At 41.1% G+C, this 15,374-nt stretch carries 14 protein-coding genes; 4 read left to right on the forward strand and 10 right to left on the reverse strand.

Features of this window, described 5'->3' with window-relative positions:
* Positions 1-31: 31 nt before the first annotated feature.
* The 4 genes from UMU13_RS09820 to UMU13_RS09835 are packed head-to-tail and all read left to right on the forward strand — an operon-like array spanning position 32 to position 3,237.
* The gene (locus tag UMU13_RS09820; RefSeq protein WP_328218765.1) at positions 32-385 is read left to right on the forward strand and encodes a succinate dehydrogenase, cytochrome b556 subunit; all 354 of its coding nucleotides are present in this window, start codon (positions 32-34) and stop codon (positions 383-385) included.
* Between the two features lie 11 nt (positions 386-396).
* Entirely contained in the window at positions 397-714 is a 318-nt protein-coding gene (locus tag UMU13_RS09825; RefSeq protein ID WP_328218767.1) for a succinate dehydrogenase, hydrophobic membrane anchor protein, read from the forward strand.
* Positions 715-739: 25 nt separating this feature from the next.
* Positions 740-2,509 (forward strand): succinate dehydrogenase flavoprotein subunit, encoded by a 1,770-nt coding sequence (sdhA, locus tag UMU13_RS09830; RefSeq protein ID WP_328218769.1) that lies wholly within the window; start codon positions 740-742, stop codon positions 2,507-2,509.
* Positions 2,510-2,526: 17 nt separating this feature from the next.
* Positions 2,527-3,237, forward strand: a complete 711-nt coding sequence (locus UMU13_RS09835) for a succinate dehydrogenase iron-sulfur subunit (protein ID WP_328218771.1) — start codon at positions 2,527-2,529, stop codon at positions 3,235-3,237.
* A 249-nt stretch (positions 3,238-3,486) separates the two neighbouring features.
* Here the strand turns inward: UMU13_RS09835 and UMU13_RS09840 are convergent, their stop codons facing one another.
* The 10 genes from UMU13_RS09840 to UMU13_RS09885 all read right to left on the reverse strand — a co-directional run bounded on the left by UMU13_RS09840 (position 3,487) and on the right by UMU13_RS09885 (position 15,062).
* The gene (locus tag UMU13_RS09840; protein WP_328218773.1) at positions 3,487-3,780 is read right to left on the reverse strand and encodes an FAD assembly factor SdhE; all 294 of its coding nucleotides are present in this window, start codon (positions 3,778-3,780) and stop codon (positions 3,487-3,489) included.
* A gap of 45 nt (positions 3,781-3,825) precedes the next feature.
* The gene (locus UMU13_RS09845; protein WP_328218775.1) at positions 3,826-4,362 is read right to left on the reverse strand and encodes a 2-oxoacid:acceptor oxidoreductase family protein; all 537 of its coding nucleotides are present in this window, start codon (positions 4,360-4,362) and stop codon (positions 3,826-3,828) included.
* Positions 4,363-4,364: 2 nt separating this feature from the next.
* Positions 4,365-5,180, reverse strand: coding sequence for a 2-oxoacid:ferredoxin oxidoreductase subunit beta (locus tag UMU13_RS09850; RefSeq protein ID WP_328218777.1), 816 nt, complete (start codon positions 5,178-5,180; stop codon positions 4,365-4,367).
* Positions 5,181-6,317, reverse strand: coding sequence for a 2-oxoacid:acceptor oxidoreductase subunit alpha (locus UMU13_RS09855; RefSeq protein WP_328218780.1), 1,137 nt, complete (start codon positions 6,315-6,317; stop codon positions 5,181-5,183).
* Positions 6,318-6,329: 12 nt separating this feature from the next.
* Positions 6,330-6,530: a 4Fe-4S dicluster domain-containing protein gene (locus UMU13_RS09860; RefSeq protein ID WP_273265462.1), complete on the reverse strand. Its 201-nt coding sequence runs from the start codon at positions 6,528-6,530 to the stop codon at positions 6,330-6,332.
* Positions 6,531-6,541: 11 nt separating this feature from the next.
* Positions 6,542-7,414, reverse strand: a complete 873-nt coding sequence (sucD, locus tag UMU13_RS09865; protein WP_328218783.1) for a succinate--CoA ligase subunit alpha — start codon at positions 7,412-7,414, stop codon at positions 6,542-6,544.
* A 2-nt stretch (positions 7,415-7,416) separates the two neighbouring features.
* Positions 7,417-8,592 (reverse strand): ADP-forming succinate--CoA ligase subunit beta, encoded by a 1,176-nt coding sequence (sucC, locus tag UMU13_RS09870; protein WP_328218785.1) that lies wholly within the window; start codon positions 8,590-8,592, stop codon positions 7,417-7,419.
* A 152-nt stretch (positions 8,593-8,744) separates the two neighbouring features.
* Positions 8,745-9,719 (reverse strand): malate dehydrogenase, encoded by a 975-nt coding sequence (mdh, locus tag UMU13_RS09875; RefSeq protein ID WP_328218787.1) that lies wholly within the window; start codon positions 9,717-9,719, stop codon positions 8,745-8,747.
* Positions 9,720-9,787: 68 nt separating this feature from the next.
* Entirely contained in the window at positions 9,788-12,031 is a 2,244-nt protein-coding gene (locus UMU13_RS09880; protein ID WP_328218789.1) for an NADP-dependent isocitrate dehydrogenase, read from the reverse strand.
* A gap of 487 nt (positions 12,032-12,518) precedes the next feature.
* Complete coding sequence (locus UMU13_RS09885; protein ID WP_328218791.1) at positions 12,519-15,062, reverse strand: bifunctional aconitate hydratase 2/2-methylisocitrate dehydratase; 2,544 nt, start codon at positions 15,060-15,062, stop codon at positions 12,519-12,521.
* Positions 15,063-15,374: the final 312 nt, after the last annotated feature.

Consider the following 15,374-nt stretch of genomic DNA (forward strand, 5'->3'; position numbering starts at 1 on the left):
TGTTTGTAAAATAAAATATAAGGGGTGTAAAATGCCAAGACGAGACTTAGTCACCTACCCAAAAAAAGTTTCCTATCGGAAACACACCGGAATGGTGGCATGGCTGCTTCACAGAATCACCGGTGTTATCATTGGTCTATACCTGATTTTCCATATTCTTGCAAAATCAGGCGTTGCCGGCTGGTTTACAAGCCTTACGGCTAACCCGGTAGCGAGAATATTAGTTTTAATATTTTTCGCTTATCATGCTTTTAACGGATTCAGGATAGTTCTGATCGATTTTTCTTCCGGTGCCGAGGAAGGAATGTTCAGCAAACAGTTCATGGTTGTAATTTTCTTAACGGTAGTCGTGTCTATTTTAGGCGCTATTCCAATATTTTCATAAGGAGGGATTAGATGAAACCTTATAAATTTGTAGGCTCCAGTGACAGCGGTGTTTTTGAATGGCTGTTGCAGAGAATTTCCGGAGTTATAATGATAGTTGTTATTTTCATACATTTTTTCTCTATGCTTAGTACAGGAGCCTGGGGGCTTCAAAAAATAGTACTGGGTCCGCTGTTTATTTTCGGAGTTTTCCACACAATGAACGGCTTTAAAATGATAACCGATGATTATGTGTCAAACAGTACGTGGCGTGCAATTCTGTTTGGGATTTACTGGATTGTAGGTTTAACGGTCGGATTTCTAGCATTATCTGTGGCATCAATGATGTAAAAATCTTTTGAGAGGGGTAATAAATATGTCTGCAAAAATAGAGTACCACAAGTTTGATGTAATTGTTTTGGGAGCTGGCGGTGCAGGTCTTAACGCTGCTCAGGTAGCTTCCCAGTATGTCAGCACTGCTGTAATTTCTGAGGTCTATCCCACAAGAAGCCATACAATTTCTGCACAGGGCGGCATTTCAGCTTCTCTTGGTAATATGGAAGAGGACCACTGGCTCTGGCATATGTATGATACTATAAAAGGAAGTGATTACCTGGCTGATCAGGATTCATGCGAATATATGACAAAACTTGCTCCACAGAGAATTATTGAACTGGAGCATATAGGTCTGCCATTCAGCAGAACAGAAGAAGGAAAAATCGCCCAAAGACCGTTTGGCGGTCACACTTCGAATTTCGGGAAAAAGGCTGTTAAAAGAGCCTGCTACGCTGCTGACAGGACAGGCCATGCAATGCTGCAGACGCTTTACGAAAAATCTGTTGAACAGGGAACTCAGTTTTTCAGTGAATTCTACGCACTAGAACTTATTACAAATGATGGGGCTGTGAACGGTGTTATCTGCTGGGATATGAAAGACGGTGGATATCATGTATTTCATGCAAAATCTGTAGTTTTTGCCTCAGGTGGAATGTGCAGAATTTATCAAACAAACTCAAACGCACATATCAATACAGGTGACGGTCTTGCACTGGCAATGAGAGCAGGGTTTTCCTGGAGTGATGCAGAATTTACCCAGTTTCACCCAACGGGTCTTTATGGCGCAGGAAACCTTATAACCGAAGGTGTTAGAGGTGAAGGTGGTATTCTTCTTAATGCAAACGGCGAAAGATTTATGGAGAAATACGCACCTACCATTAAAGATCTCGCTCCGAGAGATATTGTCTCAAGATCGATGGCAAAAGAAATTCTGGAAGGAAGAGGTGTTGGCCCCAATAAAGATCATATACTCCTGAAAATAGATCATATTGGCGCAGATGTTATTATGGAAAAACTTCCGGGTATTCACGAATTGGCACTTGTTTTTGCAGGTGTTGACTGCACAAAAGAACCGATTCCGGTTGTTCCCACAGCTCACTACCAAAACGGTGGAATTCCAACGAACTATAAAACGCAGGTGGTAAAAGCAAGAGGCTCAGACCCTGAAGACACTGTTCCCGGATTTTTTGCTGCGGGTGAGATTGCTTCTGCTTCAGTACACGGAGCTAACAGACTGGGCACAAACTCTCTACTTGACCTTGTCGTATTCGGAAGGACGGCCGGAGAAGAAGCAGCAAAATGGGCTAAGGAAAACCAGTATGTGGCTCTTCCGGAAAATGCAGGTAAATTCGGTATAGATACAATGGAAAAATATGCCAATGCAAACGGCAAGCATACATTCAACGAGATTTATCAGGACCTTGTTGAAACAATGCAAACCAATGTCTCCGTTTTCAGAACCGAAGAAGGCATGACAAATGCACTGGATAAAATATTAGAACTTAAAGAAAAAATGAAAGATTATAAAGTTGATGATAAATCTACAGTGTTTAACCTTGAGCTCATTGAGGCCTTGGAACTCAACAACATGCTCATGGTCGCAGAGGCACATACACGTGCAGCCCTCCAGAGGGAAGAATCCAGAGGTGGACACTATAGAGATGACTATCCTGACAGGGATGATGATAAATACTTGAAGCATACGGAAGTATTTTACAACGAGGATGGCACATTCTCTGTGGAATACCGGGATGTCAGGTTGAAACCTCTGACTGTCGAAATGTTTAAACCAAAACCAAGAGTATATTAAGCAGGGAGGGTGAGAAAATGAGTAAATATGTCAATATAGAAGTTTTCAGATACGATCCGGAAAAGGATAAAGAGCCTTATTACGAAACATATAATGTTGAAATAAGGAAGGAAGGTATGCTCATGCTTGAAGCACTTAACCAGATTAAGTGGGAGCACGATACAACTTTCTCCTTCAGAAGGTCATGCCGGGAAGGCGTTTGTGGTTCCGACGGTTTAAACATCAACGGCGTAAATATGCTTTCCTGTATCACAAAAATTGAAGAGCTGGGAACCGATCACATCACTGTTCAGCCGCTTCCGGGTATGAAAGTGATAAGAGACTTGGTTACAGACGTTGAGGACTTTTTCAATAAGTTCATTACCGTTAAACCTTATCTTATCAGAAGAAGTGCAATTCCTGACAAAGAAATGTATCAGTCACCGGAAGACAGAAGGAAATTAGATGGACTTTACGAATGTATCGCATGCGGATGCTGTTCATCTTCATGCCCTTCCTACTGGGCTGATAAGGACTATTTGGGTCCGAACGCTTTTCTGAGAGCTTACAGATATCTTGTTGACTCAAGGGATGAAGGCTCTGATGTAAGACTGCCTATTTTAAATGATAAACACGGTGTATGGAGATGTCATACCATTTACAACTGTGTTGAGGCATGCCCTAAAGAATTAAACCCTACCAAATCAATTGTGGGAATCAGAAAGATGCTAATGGAGAGACAATATTAAATAAAGAAGGCGGGCATTTAGCCCGCTTTTTTTATTAGTGAGGGAGTCAGATTGTAAAATAGTGAGATGGTAATTTGTTGAGTGTATTAGTGTTATGTATTAAGTGCTAAGTTTTAAGCACCTTATTTCACATGCAGGCAGGGCTGTTTCTCCCAGTTAATAACCACGAATAACAAAGAATAACAATAAATAACTGCTTACTTTTAATAACATTGAACGTTAAATATATCCTATTACGCGTTTCGCATCTTACTTAGAATAATATTCATTATAAGCGAATTTCTCAATATCATGGAGAAACCTTTCGTTGTATTGGTCTTTAAACTCTGAAGCCTTTTTTCTGCCCATAATCACATCAAAAAGGTCATTATCGAAAATATCGTTGAGAAATAAGTTTAACTCACTTACTTCATCGATGGTGTAATGCTCAGGAACGTATTCCAAAGCGAATTTCCTTAAAAGTAGTTCATTTTCAAGCATAGCCCTGCGGGAACAGAGAAAAACGCATCTTTTGTATTCCTTGCTTTGAAGAAAATCATTCATCCGTTATTACTCCAAAAAAAGCCCGCTTTTTCAGCGGGCTTTGTATCAATTGTTTTTAACAAGTTCTTTACCGACTTGAAGGGCCTTTTTGTTCAATTCTTCGGTTCCTTTGGGTACTTTAGCAAGAATCGCTTTTTCCAGCGAGTCAAAGTCCACAATTTGTGCAATTTCATTAAGCACACCGAGGGTTACAATATTGGCAACCATCGATTTACCCACATCTTCAGCAGCTGCTTTTACAATAGGGAAAGAGTAAAGTTTAAAATTTCCTGAAGGCTTTTTCTTCACAAGCATGTCATCCACAATTACGATACCGTCATCCACGACTTCACTTGAAAACTTGTCGGCCGCTTCCTGTGTAAGTGCAACCAGGATATTCGCCTTTAACACTTTAACAAAATTAATTTCTTCATCGCTGATTACAACCTCGGCTCTTGCAGCACCACCCCGCGCTTCGGGGCCGTATGATTTTGTTTGTACAGCGTTTTTATTGTCATACACTGCAGCACCGCCCAATATGGCTCCGGATGTAATCATCCCCTGGCCGCCTGAACCACTTAACCTAACATCTATTCTTCCCATATTCACACCCCTTTTTGAAATCCGACTACAGAATCATATGTTTCGACATGTTCCGGTCTTTCTTCTTTATGCAGTACACCGATTTTATATTTTCCTTCCATTTCCTCATCGGACATTTTCGCAGCTTTCTGTATATTTACTGCTCTTTCTTTCATGTCCACAAGCATTGAAGTCGGTGTTTTAAATTTATTTTTTCTTCCGAAACCAGTAGGACAAGCACTAATAATTTCAACCACACTAAGTCCTTTGTGCTGAAGAGCTTCTTTAACCATTTTTTCACAATGCGGCGTATGATACGAAGTTGTCCTGGCAACAAAACTTGCACCTGAACCAATAGCCAGCTCTGTAATGTCAAAATTACTTTCGGGCATTCCGTAAGGTGCCGTTGCAGCCCATGATCCACGAGGTGTGGTTGGAGAGTATTGAGCTCCTGTCATACCGTAGATATTGTTATTAAAAACAAAAACGGTCATATCAATATTTCTTCTGCATACATGTATAAAGTGATTACCGCCAATAGCAGTCATGTCACCGTCACCGCCTAAAGCAATAACTTTAAGCTCAGGGTTTGCAAGTTTCACACCTGTTGCAAAAGCTATCGACCTGCCGTGCGTTGTGTGAAGAGTGTTAAAATCCATATAGCCGGGCATACGGCTCACACAACCTATACCGGAGGTTACAACTATATCATCTTTTTCCCAGCCTAATCCATCAATTGCTCTTATCATTGACTTTAAAGCTATCCCATATGTGCAGCCCGGGCACCAGATATGAGGGAGTTTTTCATTTCTTAAATATTTACTATAATTATAAGCCATTTAAGCAAACCTCCTAATTTTCTCAAGAATATCAGCAGGAAGGATTGGATCAACCATAAGGCTGTAGAGACCTTCCACTTTACAGCGACCCCTGGCTACTTTATCAACTTCCAGAGTCATCTGTCCCAGATTCATTTCCGGAACCACAATACCTTTTATATTATTCTTAGAAAGAATCTTTTCCAGATGTTTTTCCGGGAACGGCCAAATTGTCAGCGGTCTCATGAGACCAGCCTTTATTCCATTATTTCTGGCTTCCAGAACAGCGTGTTTAGCAGATCTGGCACTAACGCCAATTGCAAAAACAAGAACTTCAGCATCATCTGTCATAAATTCATCTACTTGGACTATATCATCATAATTTTTTTCCAGCTTTTCTATAATTCTTTTGGTGTTTTTAGTATGAAGAACAGGGTCATTAGTGGGGAAGCCGGTTTCATCATAGTGAAGACCGGTAACATGAAATCTGTATCCTTTACCAAAAGGCGGTAATGGATTAACATCTTTGCTCATATCATAAGGTAAAAATTCTTCCGGTTTACATGTCGGCATTTCTCTGTCAACTATTTCCATACCACCTTTTTCAGGTATAGTCAGAGATTCCATCATCTGACCGATAATCGCATCAGTCAGAACTACTACGGGACACCTGTACTTTTCAGAAAGGTTAAATGCCCTTACTGTTTCATCAAACTGCTCCTGAACGGAAGCAGGAGTTACTGCAATTATTGGGTGATCGCCATGTGTACCCCATTTTGCCTGCATAATATCAGACTGGCTGGGTCCTGTGGGCATACCTGTTGAAGGTCCGCCCCTCATAACATCCACTACTACTACAGGTATCTCAGTCAAACAGGCATATCCAAGATTTTCCTGTTTCAGAGAAAAACCGGGACCGCTTGTAGCGGTAAGACTTTTGGAACCAGCTAGCGAAGCACCTACAACAGATGCCATTGCTGCAATTTCATCTTCCATCTGTATAAATCTGCCTCCCACCTTAGGCAGTCTTTCCGCCATGCGTTCGGCAACTTCAGTTGAAGGGGTTATGGGGTACCCTCCAAAAAACTTGCATCCGGCATATAAAGCACCTTCAGCAACTGCATGGTTACCCATCATAAAATCTACTTTTTTAGCCACGTAAATCCTCCTTTATGATTCTTTCTTATAAACTTCAATTGCAAAATCAGGACATCTCAGCTCACACTGCATACAGGCAATGCATTTTTCAAGATCTTTAACAACAGCTTTAAAATCCTGCATTTCCAAAGCATTGGTCGGGCATAACTCGACACAAATTTCACAGCCTTTACACCAGTCTGTGTGAATTACAATTTTCTCTGCTTTTGCCATTTACATCTCCTTTATTTACCAATAATTTTTGCAACTGTATTTCCTATATCCGCCGGACTGTGCACTACATGTACACCTGCGGAACTCAGTGCATCCATTTTCTCTTTTGCAGTACCCTTGCTGCCGGAAATTATCGCACCGGCATGTCCCATTCTTTTACCTTTGGGAGCAGTCTGGCCTGCAATGAAAGCAATAACAGGCTTTGATATATTTTCTCTTATATATTCAGCAGCATCTATCTCCAAGGTACCGCCGATTTCACCTATCATCACTATGCATTCGGTTTCACTGTCCTGTTCAAATTCCCATAAAAGTTCCTTGTAGCTCATACCTATTATAGGATCACCGCCTATGCCAACAGCAGTTGAAATACCAAGTCCCTCTTTTACAATCTGATTACTTGCTTCATACGTCAGTGTTCCGGATTTAGAAATAAGCCCTACCTTACCTTTTTTAAATATAAAGCCGGGCATAATTCCAATTTTGCATTCCTCCGATGTTATAACACCGGGACAATTGGGTCCTATCATTTTTACCTTTCTATGCTTCAGATATTCTTTTGTGTCAAGCATATCAGTAACAGGTGTTCCTTCAGTTATTGCAACTACCAACTCAATACCGGAATCAGCTGCCTCCATTATTGCATCAGCAAGAAAAGCAGGCGGAACAAAAACCATGGAGACTGTAGCACCGGTTGCTGAAACAGCTTCAGTTACCGTATTAAAAACAGGCAGGTCCATATGTTCACTGCCGCCTTTTCCCGGTGTCACACCACCCACAATATTTGTACCATACTCAATACACTGCTGAGCGTGGAATGTTCCTTCTTTGCCTGTAAATCCCTGAACTATAACTTTTGTATTTTTATCTACCAGTATACTCATGATTAATTCCCCCTGACAGCGCTGATAGCTTTTCTTGCACCATCGGCAATCGAATCAGCAGCAATAATATTCTTTATACCGGAATTTGCAAGTATTTCCTGAGCCTCTTCAGCATTTGTTCCGTCCAGCCTGACAACAACAGGAACATTAACATTGGTAATCTTAGCTGCTTCAAGAATACCCTGAGCAACTCTGTCACATCGTACAATCCCACCGAAAATATTAACAAAAATAGATTTCACATTAGGGTCACTGAGAATGATTTCAAAACCTTTTGCTACTGTTTCAGCATTGGCTCCGCCGCCGACATCCAAAAAGTTGGCAGGGGTGCCGCCTTCATGCTTAATTATATCCATAGTGGACATAGCAAGACCGGCTCCATTCACCATGCACCCTACATTACCATCAAGTTTAACATAGCTTAATCCGTGCTTGTTTGCCTCAACCTCAACAGGCTCTTCTTCTGTCAAATCCCTCATTGTCAAAATTTCCGGCTGTCTGTAGAGAGAGTTATCATCAAAACTCATCTTGGCATCTAATGCAATGAACGTTTTATCTTTTGTCAGGACAAGGGGGTTAATCTCTATTAAACTGGCATCATAGTCCATATATACATTGTATATGGATTCAGCAAACTTTATAAACTTATTTACCTGATCTCTGGGCAGACCTAATCCAAAAGCAAGTTTCCTACCGTAAAAACCTCTGAATCCAATGGTAGGGTTAATAGCCACTTTGACTATTTTTTCAGGAGATTTATCAGCAACTTCTTCGATATCTATTCCGCCTTCGGAAGAAGCCATCATAACCGGCATTTCTTTAGATCTGTCAAGAACCATACCCAGATAAAATTCCTTTTCAATGTTTACGCCTTCTTCTATATAAATCCTGTTAACTTTCTTTCCGTTCGCACCTGTCTGATGCGTAACAAGTGTGCTTCCGAGCATCTCTTTTGCAAGCAGCCCAACCTCTTCCGTGGATTTGGCTAACTTAACTCCTCCGGCTTTCCCTCTGCCGCCGGCATGAATCTGGGCTTTCACAACCCATACATCAAGGTCCCCTCCCAGCTGCTGGGCTACCTTTACGGCATTGTCCGGCTTGTAAACAACGTACCCGTTAGGTGTGGGTACACCGTATTTCCTGAAAATTTCCTTTGCCTGATGTTCATGAATGTCCATAGCTACCTACCTCTTGTTTTATTTTGGTACAACTTTTGTAGGTAGCACTTATCACCAGGCAAATCAAGAAATAATTCTTACATATAAGCAACTTAGTTAACTATTTGTGCATTAGTTAACTAAAAATTTACAGGGCTGTATGCCCTGTAAATTTATAAGAAACCGAGTCTCTTCATGTCCTCAAGCAGTTTTTTAACAGCATCTACTGAGTTATCCAGCATTTTGCCTTCTTCTTCATTAAGGCTTAACTCGACAACCTTTTCAACACCGTCGCCGCCGATTATAGCAGGAACTCCCAGATACATGTCATTTACGTTGTACTCACCCTGAAGAAATGCACAAACAGGGAGAACTCTCTTCTGATCTCTGAGAAGTGCTTCTGTCATAGCAATAGCAGCAGAGGCAGGAGAGTAAAAAGCGGAACCTGTTTTCAGGAGACCAACGACTTCGCCGCCGGCTTTTCTCGTTCTGTCAACTATTGCGTCCATAACTTCTTTCGCCTTATTGGCATCTCCATACTTTCTTTCAAGCAGCTCCATAACAGGTGCACCGTTTACATTAGCATATCTTATTAACGGCACCATAGTATCACCGTGACCGCCCATTACAAGAGCATTAACATCTTTCACGGAAACTCCAAGCTCCCACGCAATAAAAGAGGAAAATCTTGAAGAATCGAGCACTCCGGCCTGACCGAAAACCCTGTTTGTGGGAAAACCTGTAACTTCTTTCATAAGGGTAACCATAGCATCCAAAGGATTGGAGATAACAATCACATATGAATCAGGAGCATGCTCTCTTATGCCCTCTGCCACCTGTTTCATAATGCCGGCATTTTTTGTAAGAAGATCATCTCTGCTCATACCCGGTTTTCTCGGCAAACCAGCTGTAACTATAACAACATCTGAGCCTTCAATACCTTTGTACTCATTGGTACCTTTTAACTCAACATCAAAGCCGTCAACCCTGGAAGCTTCTGCGATATCCAGAGTCTTGCCCTGTGGCATGTCTTCAACGATATCAAACATCACTACATCGCCTAACTCTCTAAGAGCTGACAGTTGCGCAAGTACCCCGCCTATCTGACCGCCACCGATCAGTGCTATTTTAGGTCTCTTAAAAGCCATAATTCTGCCCCCTTTATTTTTGTTTTATCGGAACCGGATAAAACCGGCTCCGATAACAAATTACACCGTTATATTGAATCGATTATAGAATTAAGCGTCTCACTGGGACGCATTGCTTTAAATGCCTTCTCCAGATCGGGTCTGAAATATCCGCCTATATCAACAGGTTTGCCCTGAGCCTTATTGTTCAATTCATCTATAATGCTTTCTTCATTTTGCTTCATCTTTTCAGCAACAGGTGCAAAGTTATCTTTTAAATCTTTATCTTCATCCTGCTTTGCCAGAGCTTCTGCCCAATACATAGCGAAGTAAAAATGACTGCCCCTGTTATCAAGTTCATAAACTTTTCTGGATGGTGACTTTTCATTTTCAAGAAATTTTTCAACAGCTTCGTTCAGCGTATCAGCAAGAAGTTGAGCTCTTTTATTGTCAAAAACTTTACTCAGATGCTCAAGGGAGGCACCGAGAGCTGTAAACTCACCAAGAGAATCCCATCTTAGATGCCCTTCTCTGAGAAACTGCTGAACATGTTTAGGCGCAGAACCGCCGGCTCCTGTTTCAAAAAGCCCTCCGCCGTTTAAAAGCGGAACAATTGAAAGCATCTTGGCGCTGGTTCCCAGTTCAAGTATTGGAAAAAGATCGGTAAGATAGTCACGGAGAACATTACCCGTTACTGAAATTGTATCTTTACCTTCTCTTATACGCTTAAGCGAGAACTTCATGGCTTCAACCGGAGCCATAATTCTGATATCAAGGCCGTCTGTATCATGTTCCTTCAGATATTCGTTTACTTTTTTGATAAGCTGAGCGTCGTGTGCCCTGTTTTCATCCAGCCAGAATACTGCAGGAGCTCCGCTTGCCCTTGATCTGTCCACTGCGAGTTTAACCCAGTCTCTGACAGGAATATCTTTAACTCTGGACATTCTCCAAACATCGCCTTCTTCAACATCGTGCTCCATCATAACATTGCCGTCTTCATCGACAACTTTAACCTTACCATTGGAAGGGATTTCAAAAGTAGTGGGATGGGATCCGTACTCTTCAGCTTTCTGAGCCATCAGACCGACATTGGGGACACTCCCCATAGTAGCTCTGTCAAATTTTCCATTTTTCTGGCAATCAGCAATGGCTTCCTGATAAACCCCTGCGTAGCATCTGTCGGGAATCATAGCCTTTGTATCATGCTGATCATCATCAGGTCCCCACATTTTTCCACCGTCACGAACAACAACGGGCATAGAAGCATCGATAATGATATCATTGGGCACATGAAGATTAGTAATTCCCTTGCCCGAATCCACCATTGCCAGCTCAGGACGTTTTTTGTAAACAGCATTTATATCGTCTTCAATCTCTTTCTTCTTGTCTGCCGGAAGCTTTTCCAGCTTTGAATAAAGGTCGGCCAATCCATAGTTTGGATCTACTCCAAGTTCATCAAATGTCTTTGCATGTTTTTCAAATACATCTTTAAAGTATACATAAACACAGTGACCAAAAAGGATAGGATCAGACACCTTCATCATAGTGGCTTTCAGATGAAGAGATAAAAGAACCCCTTTTTCCTTAGCGTCCTGTGCCTGCTTTTCATAAAATTCACGGAGCTTCTTCTTGCTCATAAAAGTTCCGTCGAGAACTTCCCCATCAAGGGCTTCAAGGCCGTCTTTCAACACCTTTGTATTGCCTGTTTCATCCTGAAACTCAATTTTAAAACCTTTCTTCTTTTCAGTTGTCACGGACTTTTCATTGGCATAGAAATCGCCTTCGTCCATATGTGCAACATGAGTTTTGGAGTCTTTATCCCAGTCAAGAAGTGGTAAGCCCATTGACTTGGGATATTTCTTAGCAAACTTTTTAACAGCAAGTGGCGGTCTGCGGTCGGAATTGCCCTGTCTGAGAACAGGATTAACAGCACTTCCGAGTACTTTACCATACCTTTCCTGGATTTTTCTCTCTTCTTCATTCTGAGGATCCCAGGGATAATCCGGGACATTGAAGCCTTTATTTTGCAGCTCCTCTATTGCTGCCCTGAGCTGAGGTATTGTAGCACTGATATTGGGCAGTTTGATAATGTTTGCTTCGGGTTTAAGAGCTAACTCACCAAGTTGGGAAAGATAATCTGGTATCCTCTGATCTTCTTTCAGATAATCCGGAAAATTTGCTATTATCCTTCCGGCAAGTGAAATATCAACGGCTTCAATATCAATTCCTGCTGATTCAAGAAACTTCCTCACAATAGGAAGAAGTGAATAAGACGCCAAAGCCGGCGCTTCATCGATTTCTGTCCAAACAATTTTTTGCTTTTCTGCTGCCATATTCTCTCCTTATTTTTCATGTTTTATGACTAATTTAAATAACTTCTAAAATAATGTTACAAAATGCCTTTATCCCTGAAAAAAGGAACAGCATACACACAACTCTGTATACTGTATACCATATACAGAACATACCGGTTTTTGTCAAGGAATATTGAGAAGATTAATAACAAAACAGTATTTATTTTTTAAAGTATAAAAATTTAGCATGCAAAGCACACTTTCTTTTGTTTAACATTTCATTGACACATATTTTTCTCTCCCAGCCTTTCTATAAAAGAATCATCACAAAATGACACATACGTGTTTTTTAACGAATAATATACTTTCAAATTAATATCATAGTTTGTAATAGCGATATCTTGTCTAAGAGCTCTTTATCACCAACGCATTTCATATCCGGGTCTTTGGTGAAATAACCTTTTATAATAGTATTCGCTTTAACGGCAGGACTACAAAAAAAGCCGCCTTTTGGCGGCTTTTTTTTTTACGAATAAGTGAGTTTTACTTTCCCCATTTTGTCAAACTCAAGATATTTGTAAATTTCCTCTTTATTAGGAGTTACCTTTTTATTGATAATGTCCATATAATCATCAACTGAAGGCAATTTACCCAAAAGTCCGGTTATTGCAGTAAGCTCAGCAGAACCGAGATAAACCTGTGCCCCGTCCCCGATTCTGTTATCAAAATTTCTGGTAGATGTTGACAGCACATTTGTCTCAGGTCTCACTCTGGCCTGATTACCCATACAAAGTGAACAACCGGGTATTTCAACCCTGGCTCCTATTTGAGAATAAATTGAATAGTAACCTTCCTCTTTGAGCTTTGCTTCATCCATTTTAGTAGGGGGAGTCACCCAGATTCTCGTCTGAGGATATTTCTCACCTTCCCATATTTTTCCAGCGGCTCTGAAGTGTCCGATATTGGTCATGCAGGATCCCACAAAAACCTCATCTATATTGGTCCCGGCAACTTCGGAAAGCAGCTTGACATCATCCGGATCATTGGGACAGGCAAGAATCGGTTCTTTTATATCATTCAGATCTATTTCAAGGACTGCGGCATATTCCGCATCCTTATCCCTCTCAAGCAGTTCAGGCTTCTCAAGCCATTTTTCACAGTCTTCAATCCTCTTTTTCAATGTATCTGCGTACTGATAGCCGTCTTCAATCATTTTCTTCATGAGGGCAATATTACTCTTAAGATACTCTGCAACACTGTCTTCGGAAAGTTTCATAGTAGCCCCTGCAGCCGATCTTTCCGCTGAAGCATCGGTCAATTCAAAAGCCTGCTCAACAGTCAAATCAGGCAGTCCTTCCATTTCAACGATGCGACCGTTAAAAATATTCTTTTTACCGGCCTTTTCTACAGTAAGAAGACCTTCCTGTATTGCAAAATAGGGAATGGCATTCACTACATCCCTTAATGTTATACCAGGATTTAATTCTCCTTTAAATTTCACAAGAACTGACTCTGGCATATCAAGAGGCATAAAGCCAAGTGCACCGGCAAAAGCAACCAATCCGGAACCTGCAGGAAAAGAAATGCCTATGGGAAATCTGGTATGGGAATCACCGCCTGTACCAACCGTATCCGGAAGAAGCAGTCTGTTTAGCCAGGAGTGGATAACACCGTCACCCGGCTTCAGAGCAACACCTTCCCTTTCGGTAATAAAATCCGGAAGGCTCTTGTGCATTTTCACATCGGCTGACTTGGGATATGCAGCAGTATGGCAGAAAGACTGCATAAACAAATCAGTCTGAAATTTCAAACATGCAAGTTCTTTCAATTCATCCGCAGTCATCGGCCCCGTTGTATCCTGCGAACCTACAGTTGTCATTTTGGGCTCACAGGAAGTTCCCGGAAGAACACCGGCTTCGCCGCAGGCTTTACCAACAATCTTTTGAGCAAGGGAATAGGCCTGTCCCGGCTTTGGTTTCGGATTGTCCGGTTTGATAAACAGTTCGGACTCATTCATACCAAGAGCTGCCCTGGCCTTGTTGGTAAGAGAACGGCCGATAATCAGATTCAGTCTGCCTCCGGCCTTATATTCATCTCTTAAAGTTTTCGGTTTAAGTTCAAAATTTGTTAAGACGGTGCCGTCATCTTTGCGGACTTCCCCCTTTTCAAAATCAAGGATAATAACATCACCAGTATTCATGCCTGTCACATCACACATTACAGGCAGACCCCCTGAATCCTCAGTGGTATTAAAAAAAATCGGAGCAATAAGTCCGCCTATAACAACACCGGCATTCCTTTTATTGGGAACATTGGGAATATCTTCACCGATGTGCCACATCACAGAGTTACATGCAGATTTTCTGGAAGATCCTGTTCCTACAACGTCGCCGACAAAGGCAACTTTGTAACCTTCTTCACGAAATTTTTTAATCGTTTCATTGCCTTCGGGAAATCTCGATTCTCCCATAGCAAGAGCATGCATAGGGATATCAGGACGGCTCCAGGCATGTTTAGCCGGTGAAAAATCATCTGTATTAGTCTCACCCTCAACTTTATATACTTTGAGCTTCATCTCTTTTGGAAAATCGGGCTTAGATGTAAACCATTCACCTTCAGCCCAGGATTTTATTACCTCTTTCGCATTTGAATTGGATTTGGACAATTCTAAAACATCATCGAAAGCATCATAAACAAGAATTGTTGTCTTCAAAGCTTCAGCAGCTTTTTTACCAAGTTTATCATCTTTAAGCAGCTCAACCAAATACTGGACATTGTATCCGCCAAGCATTGTTCCCAGAATATCAACAGCATCTTCTGCTGATACTGCAGGAGATTTCACTTCGCCTGTCGCTACTTTATTGAGCCATTCAGCCTTAACTTTAGAAGCCGGATCCACACCTGGCGCAACCCTCTCCTTGAGAAGATATAAAAGATAATCCTGTTCTTTCTTATCTTCAGGATTTTCCAGCTTTTCGCATACTTCTTTTGTCAGCTCCGGTGAAAGAGGCAAAGGCGGTATACCGAGCTTCTCTCTTTCCTGAACATGATCTTCGTATTCTTTTAACATAGCTAACCCCTCGCTTTTTGTATTCTGTATACAATTTTTTACACATTTTGTCAAAATAAATTTTAAAACATATTTTGATAATCTCAATATGAAATATTTCTCTTATCAATACAAATAACAACTGATTGGTTAGGGTACTTTTATTAGTTTAGTGAGATAGTGAGATAGTGAGATAGTGAGATAGTGAAGTAGTGGACTTTCCACCTTTTTCTACACAAAAAGTTAAGCACATTGCTCCATTTCTTTATAATATAGTTCCAGTTTCTCTCTCGGAGTATTGTATTCAATAGCTGAATGAGTCCTTTTTGAGTT

The organism is Flexistipes sp., from assembly GCF_036172515.1.
GTDB lineage: Bacteria > Chrysiogenota > Deferribacteres > Deferribacterales > Flexistipitaceae > Flexistipes.

Excerpts from the sequence above, each read along its gene's own strand:
- UMU13_RS09820 (WP_328218765.1), top strand. The coding sequence starts at position 32 with ATGCCAAGACGAGACTTAGTCACCTACCCAAAAAAAGTTTCCTATCGG.
- UMU13_RS09825 (WP_328218767.1), top strand. The coding sequence starts at position 397 with ATGAAACCTTATAAATTTGTAGGCTCCAGTGACAGCGGTGTTTTTGAA.
- sdhA (WP_328218769.1), top strand. The coding sequence starts at position 740 with ATGTCTGCAAAAATAGAGTACCACAAGTTTGATGTAATTGTTTTGGGA.
- UMU13_RS09835 (WP_328218771.1), top strand. The coding sequence starts at position 2,527 with ATGAGTAAATATGTCAATATAGAAGTTTTCAGATACGATCCGGAAAAG.
- UMU13_RS09840 (WP_328218773.1), bottom strand. The coding sequence starts at position 3,780 with ATGAATGATTTTCTTCAAAGCAAGGAATACAAAAGATGCGTTTTTCTC.
- UMU13_RS09845 (WP_328218775.1), bottom strand. The coding sequence starts at position 4,362 with ATGGGAAGAATAGATGTTAGGTTAAGTGGTTCAGGCGGCCAGGGGATG.
- UMU13_RS09850 (WP_328218777.1), bottom strand. The coding sequence starts at position 5,180 with ATGGCTTATAATTATAGTAAATATTTAAGAAATGAAAAACTCCCTCAT.
- UMU13_RS09860 (WP_273265462.1), bottom strand. The coding sequence starts at position 6,530 with ATGGCAAAAGCAGAGAAAATTGTAATTCACACAGACTGGTGTAAAGGC.
- sucD (WP_328218783.1), bottom strand. The coding sequence starts at position 7,414 with ATGAGTATACTGGTAGATAAAAATACAAAAGTTATAGTTCAGGGATTT.
- sucC (WP_328218785.1), bottom strand. The coding sequence starts at position 8,592 with ATGGACATTCATGAACATCAGGCAAAGGAAATTTTCAGGAAATACGGT.
- mdh (WP_328218787.1), bottom strand. The coding sequence starts at position 9,719 with ATGGCTTTTAAGAGACCTAAAATAGCACTGATCGGTGGCGGTCAGATA.
- UMU13_RS09880 (WP_328218789.1), bottom strand. The coding sequence starts at position 12,031 with ATGGCAGCAGAAAAGCAAAAAATTGTTTGGACAGAAATCGATGAAGCG.
- UMU13_RS09885 (WP_328218791.1), bottom strand. The coding sequence starts at position 15,062 with ATGTTAAAAGAATACGAAGATCATGTTCAGGAAAGAGAGAAGCTCGGT.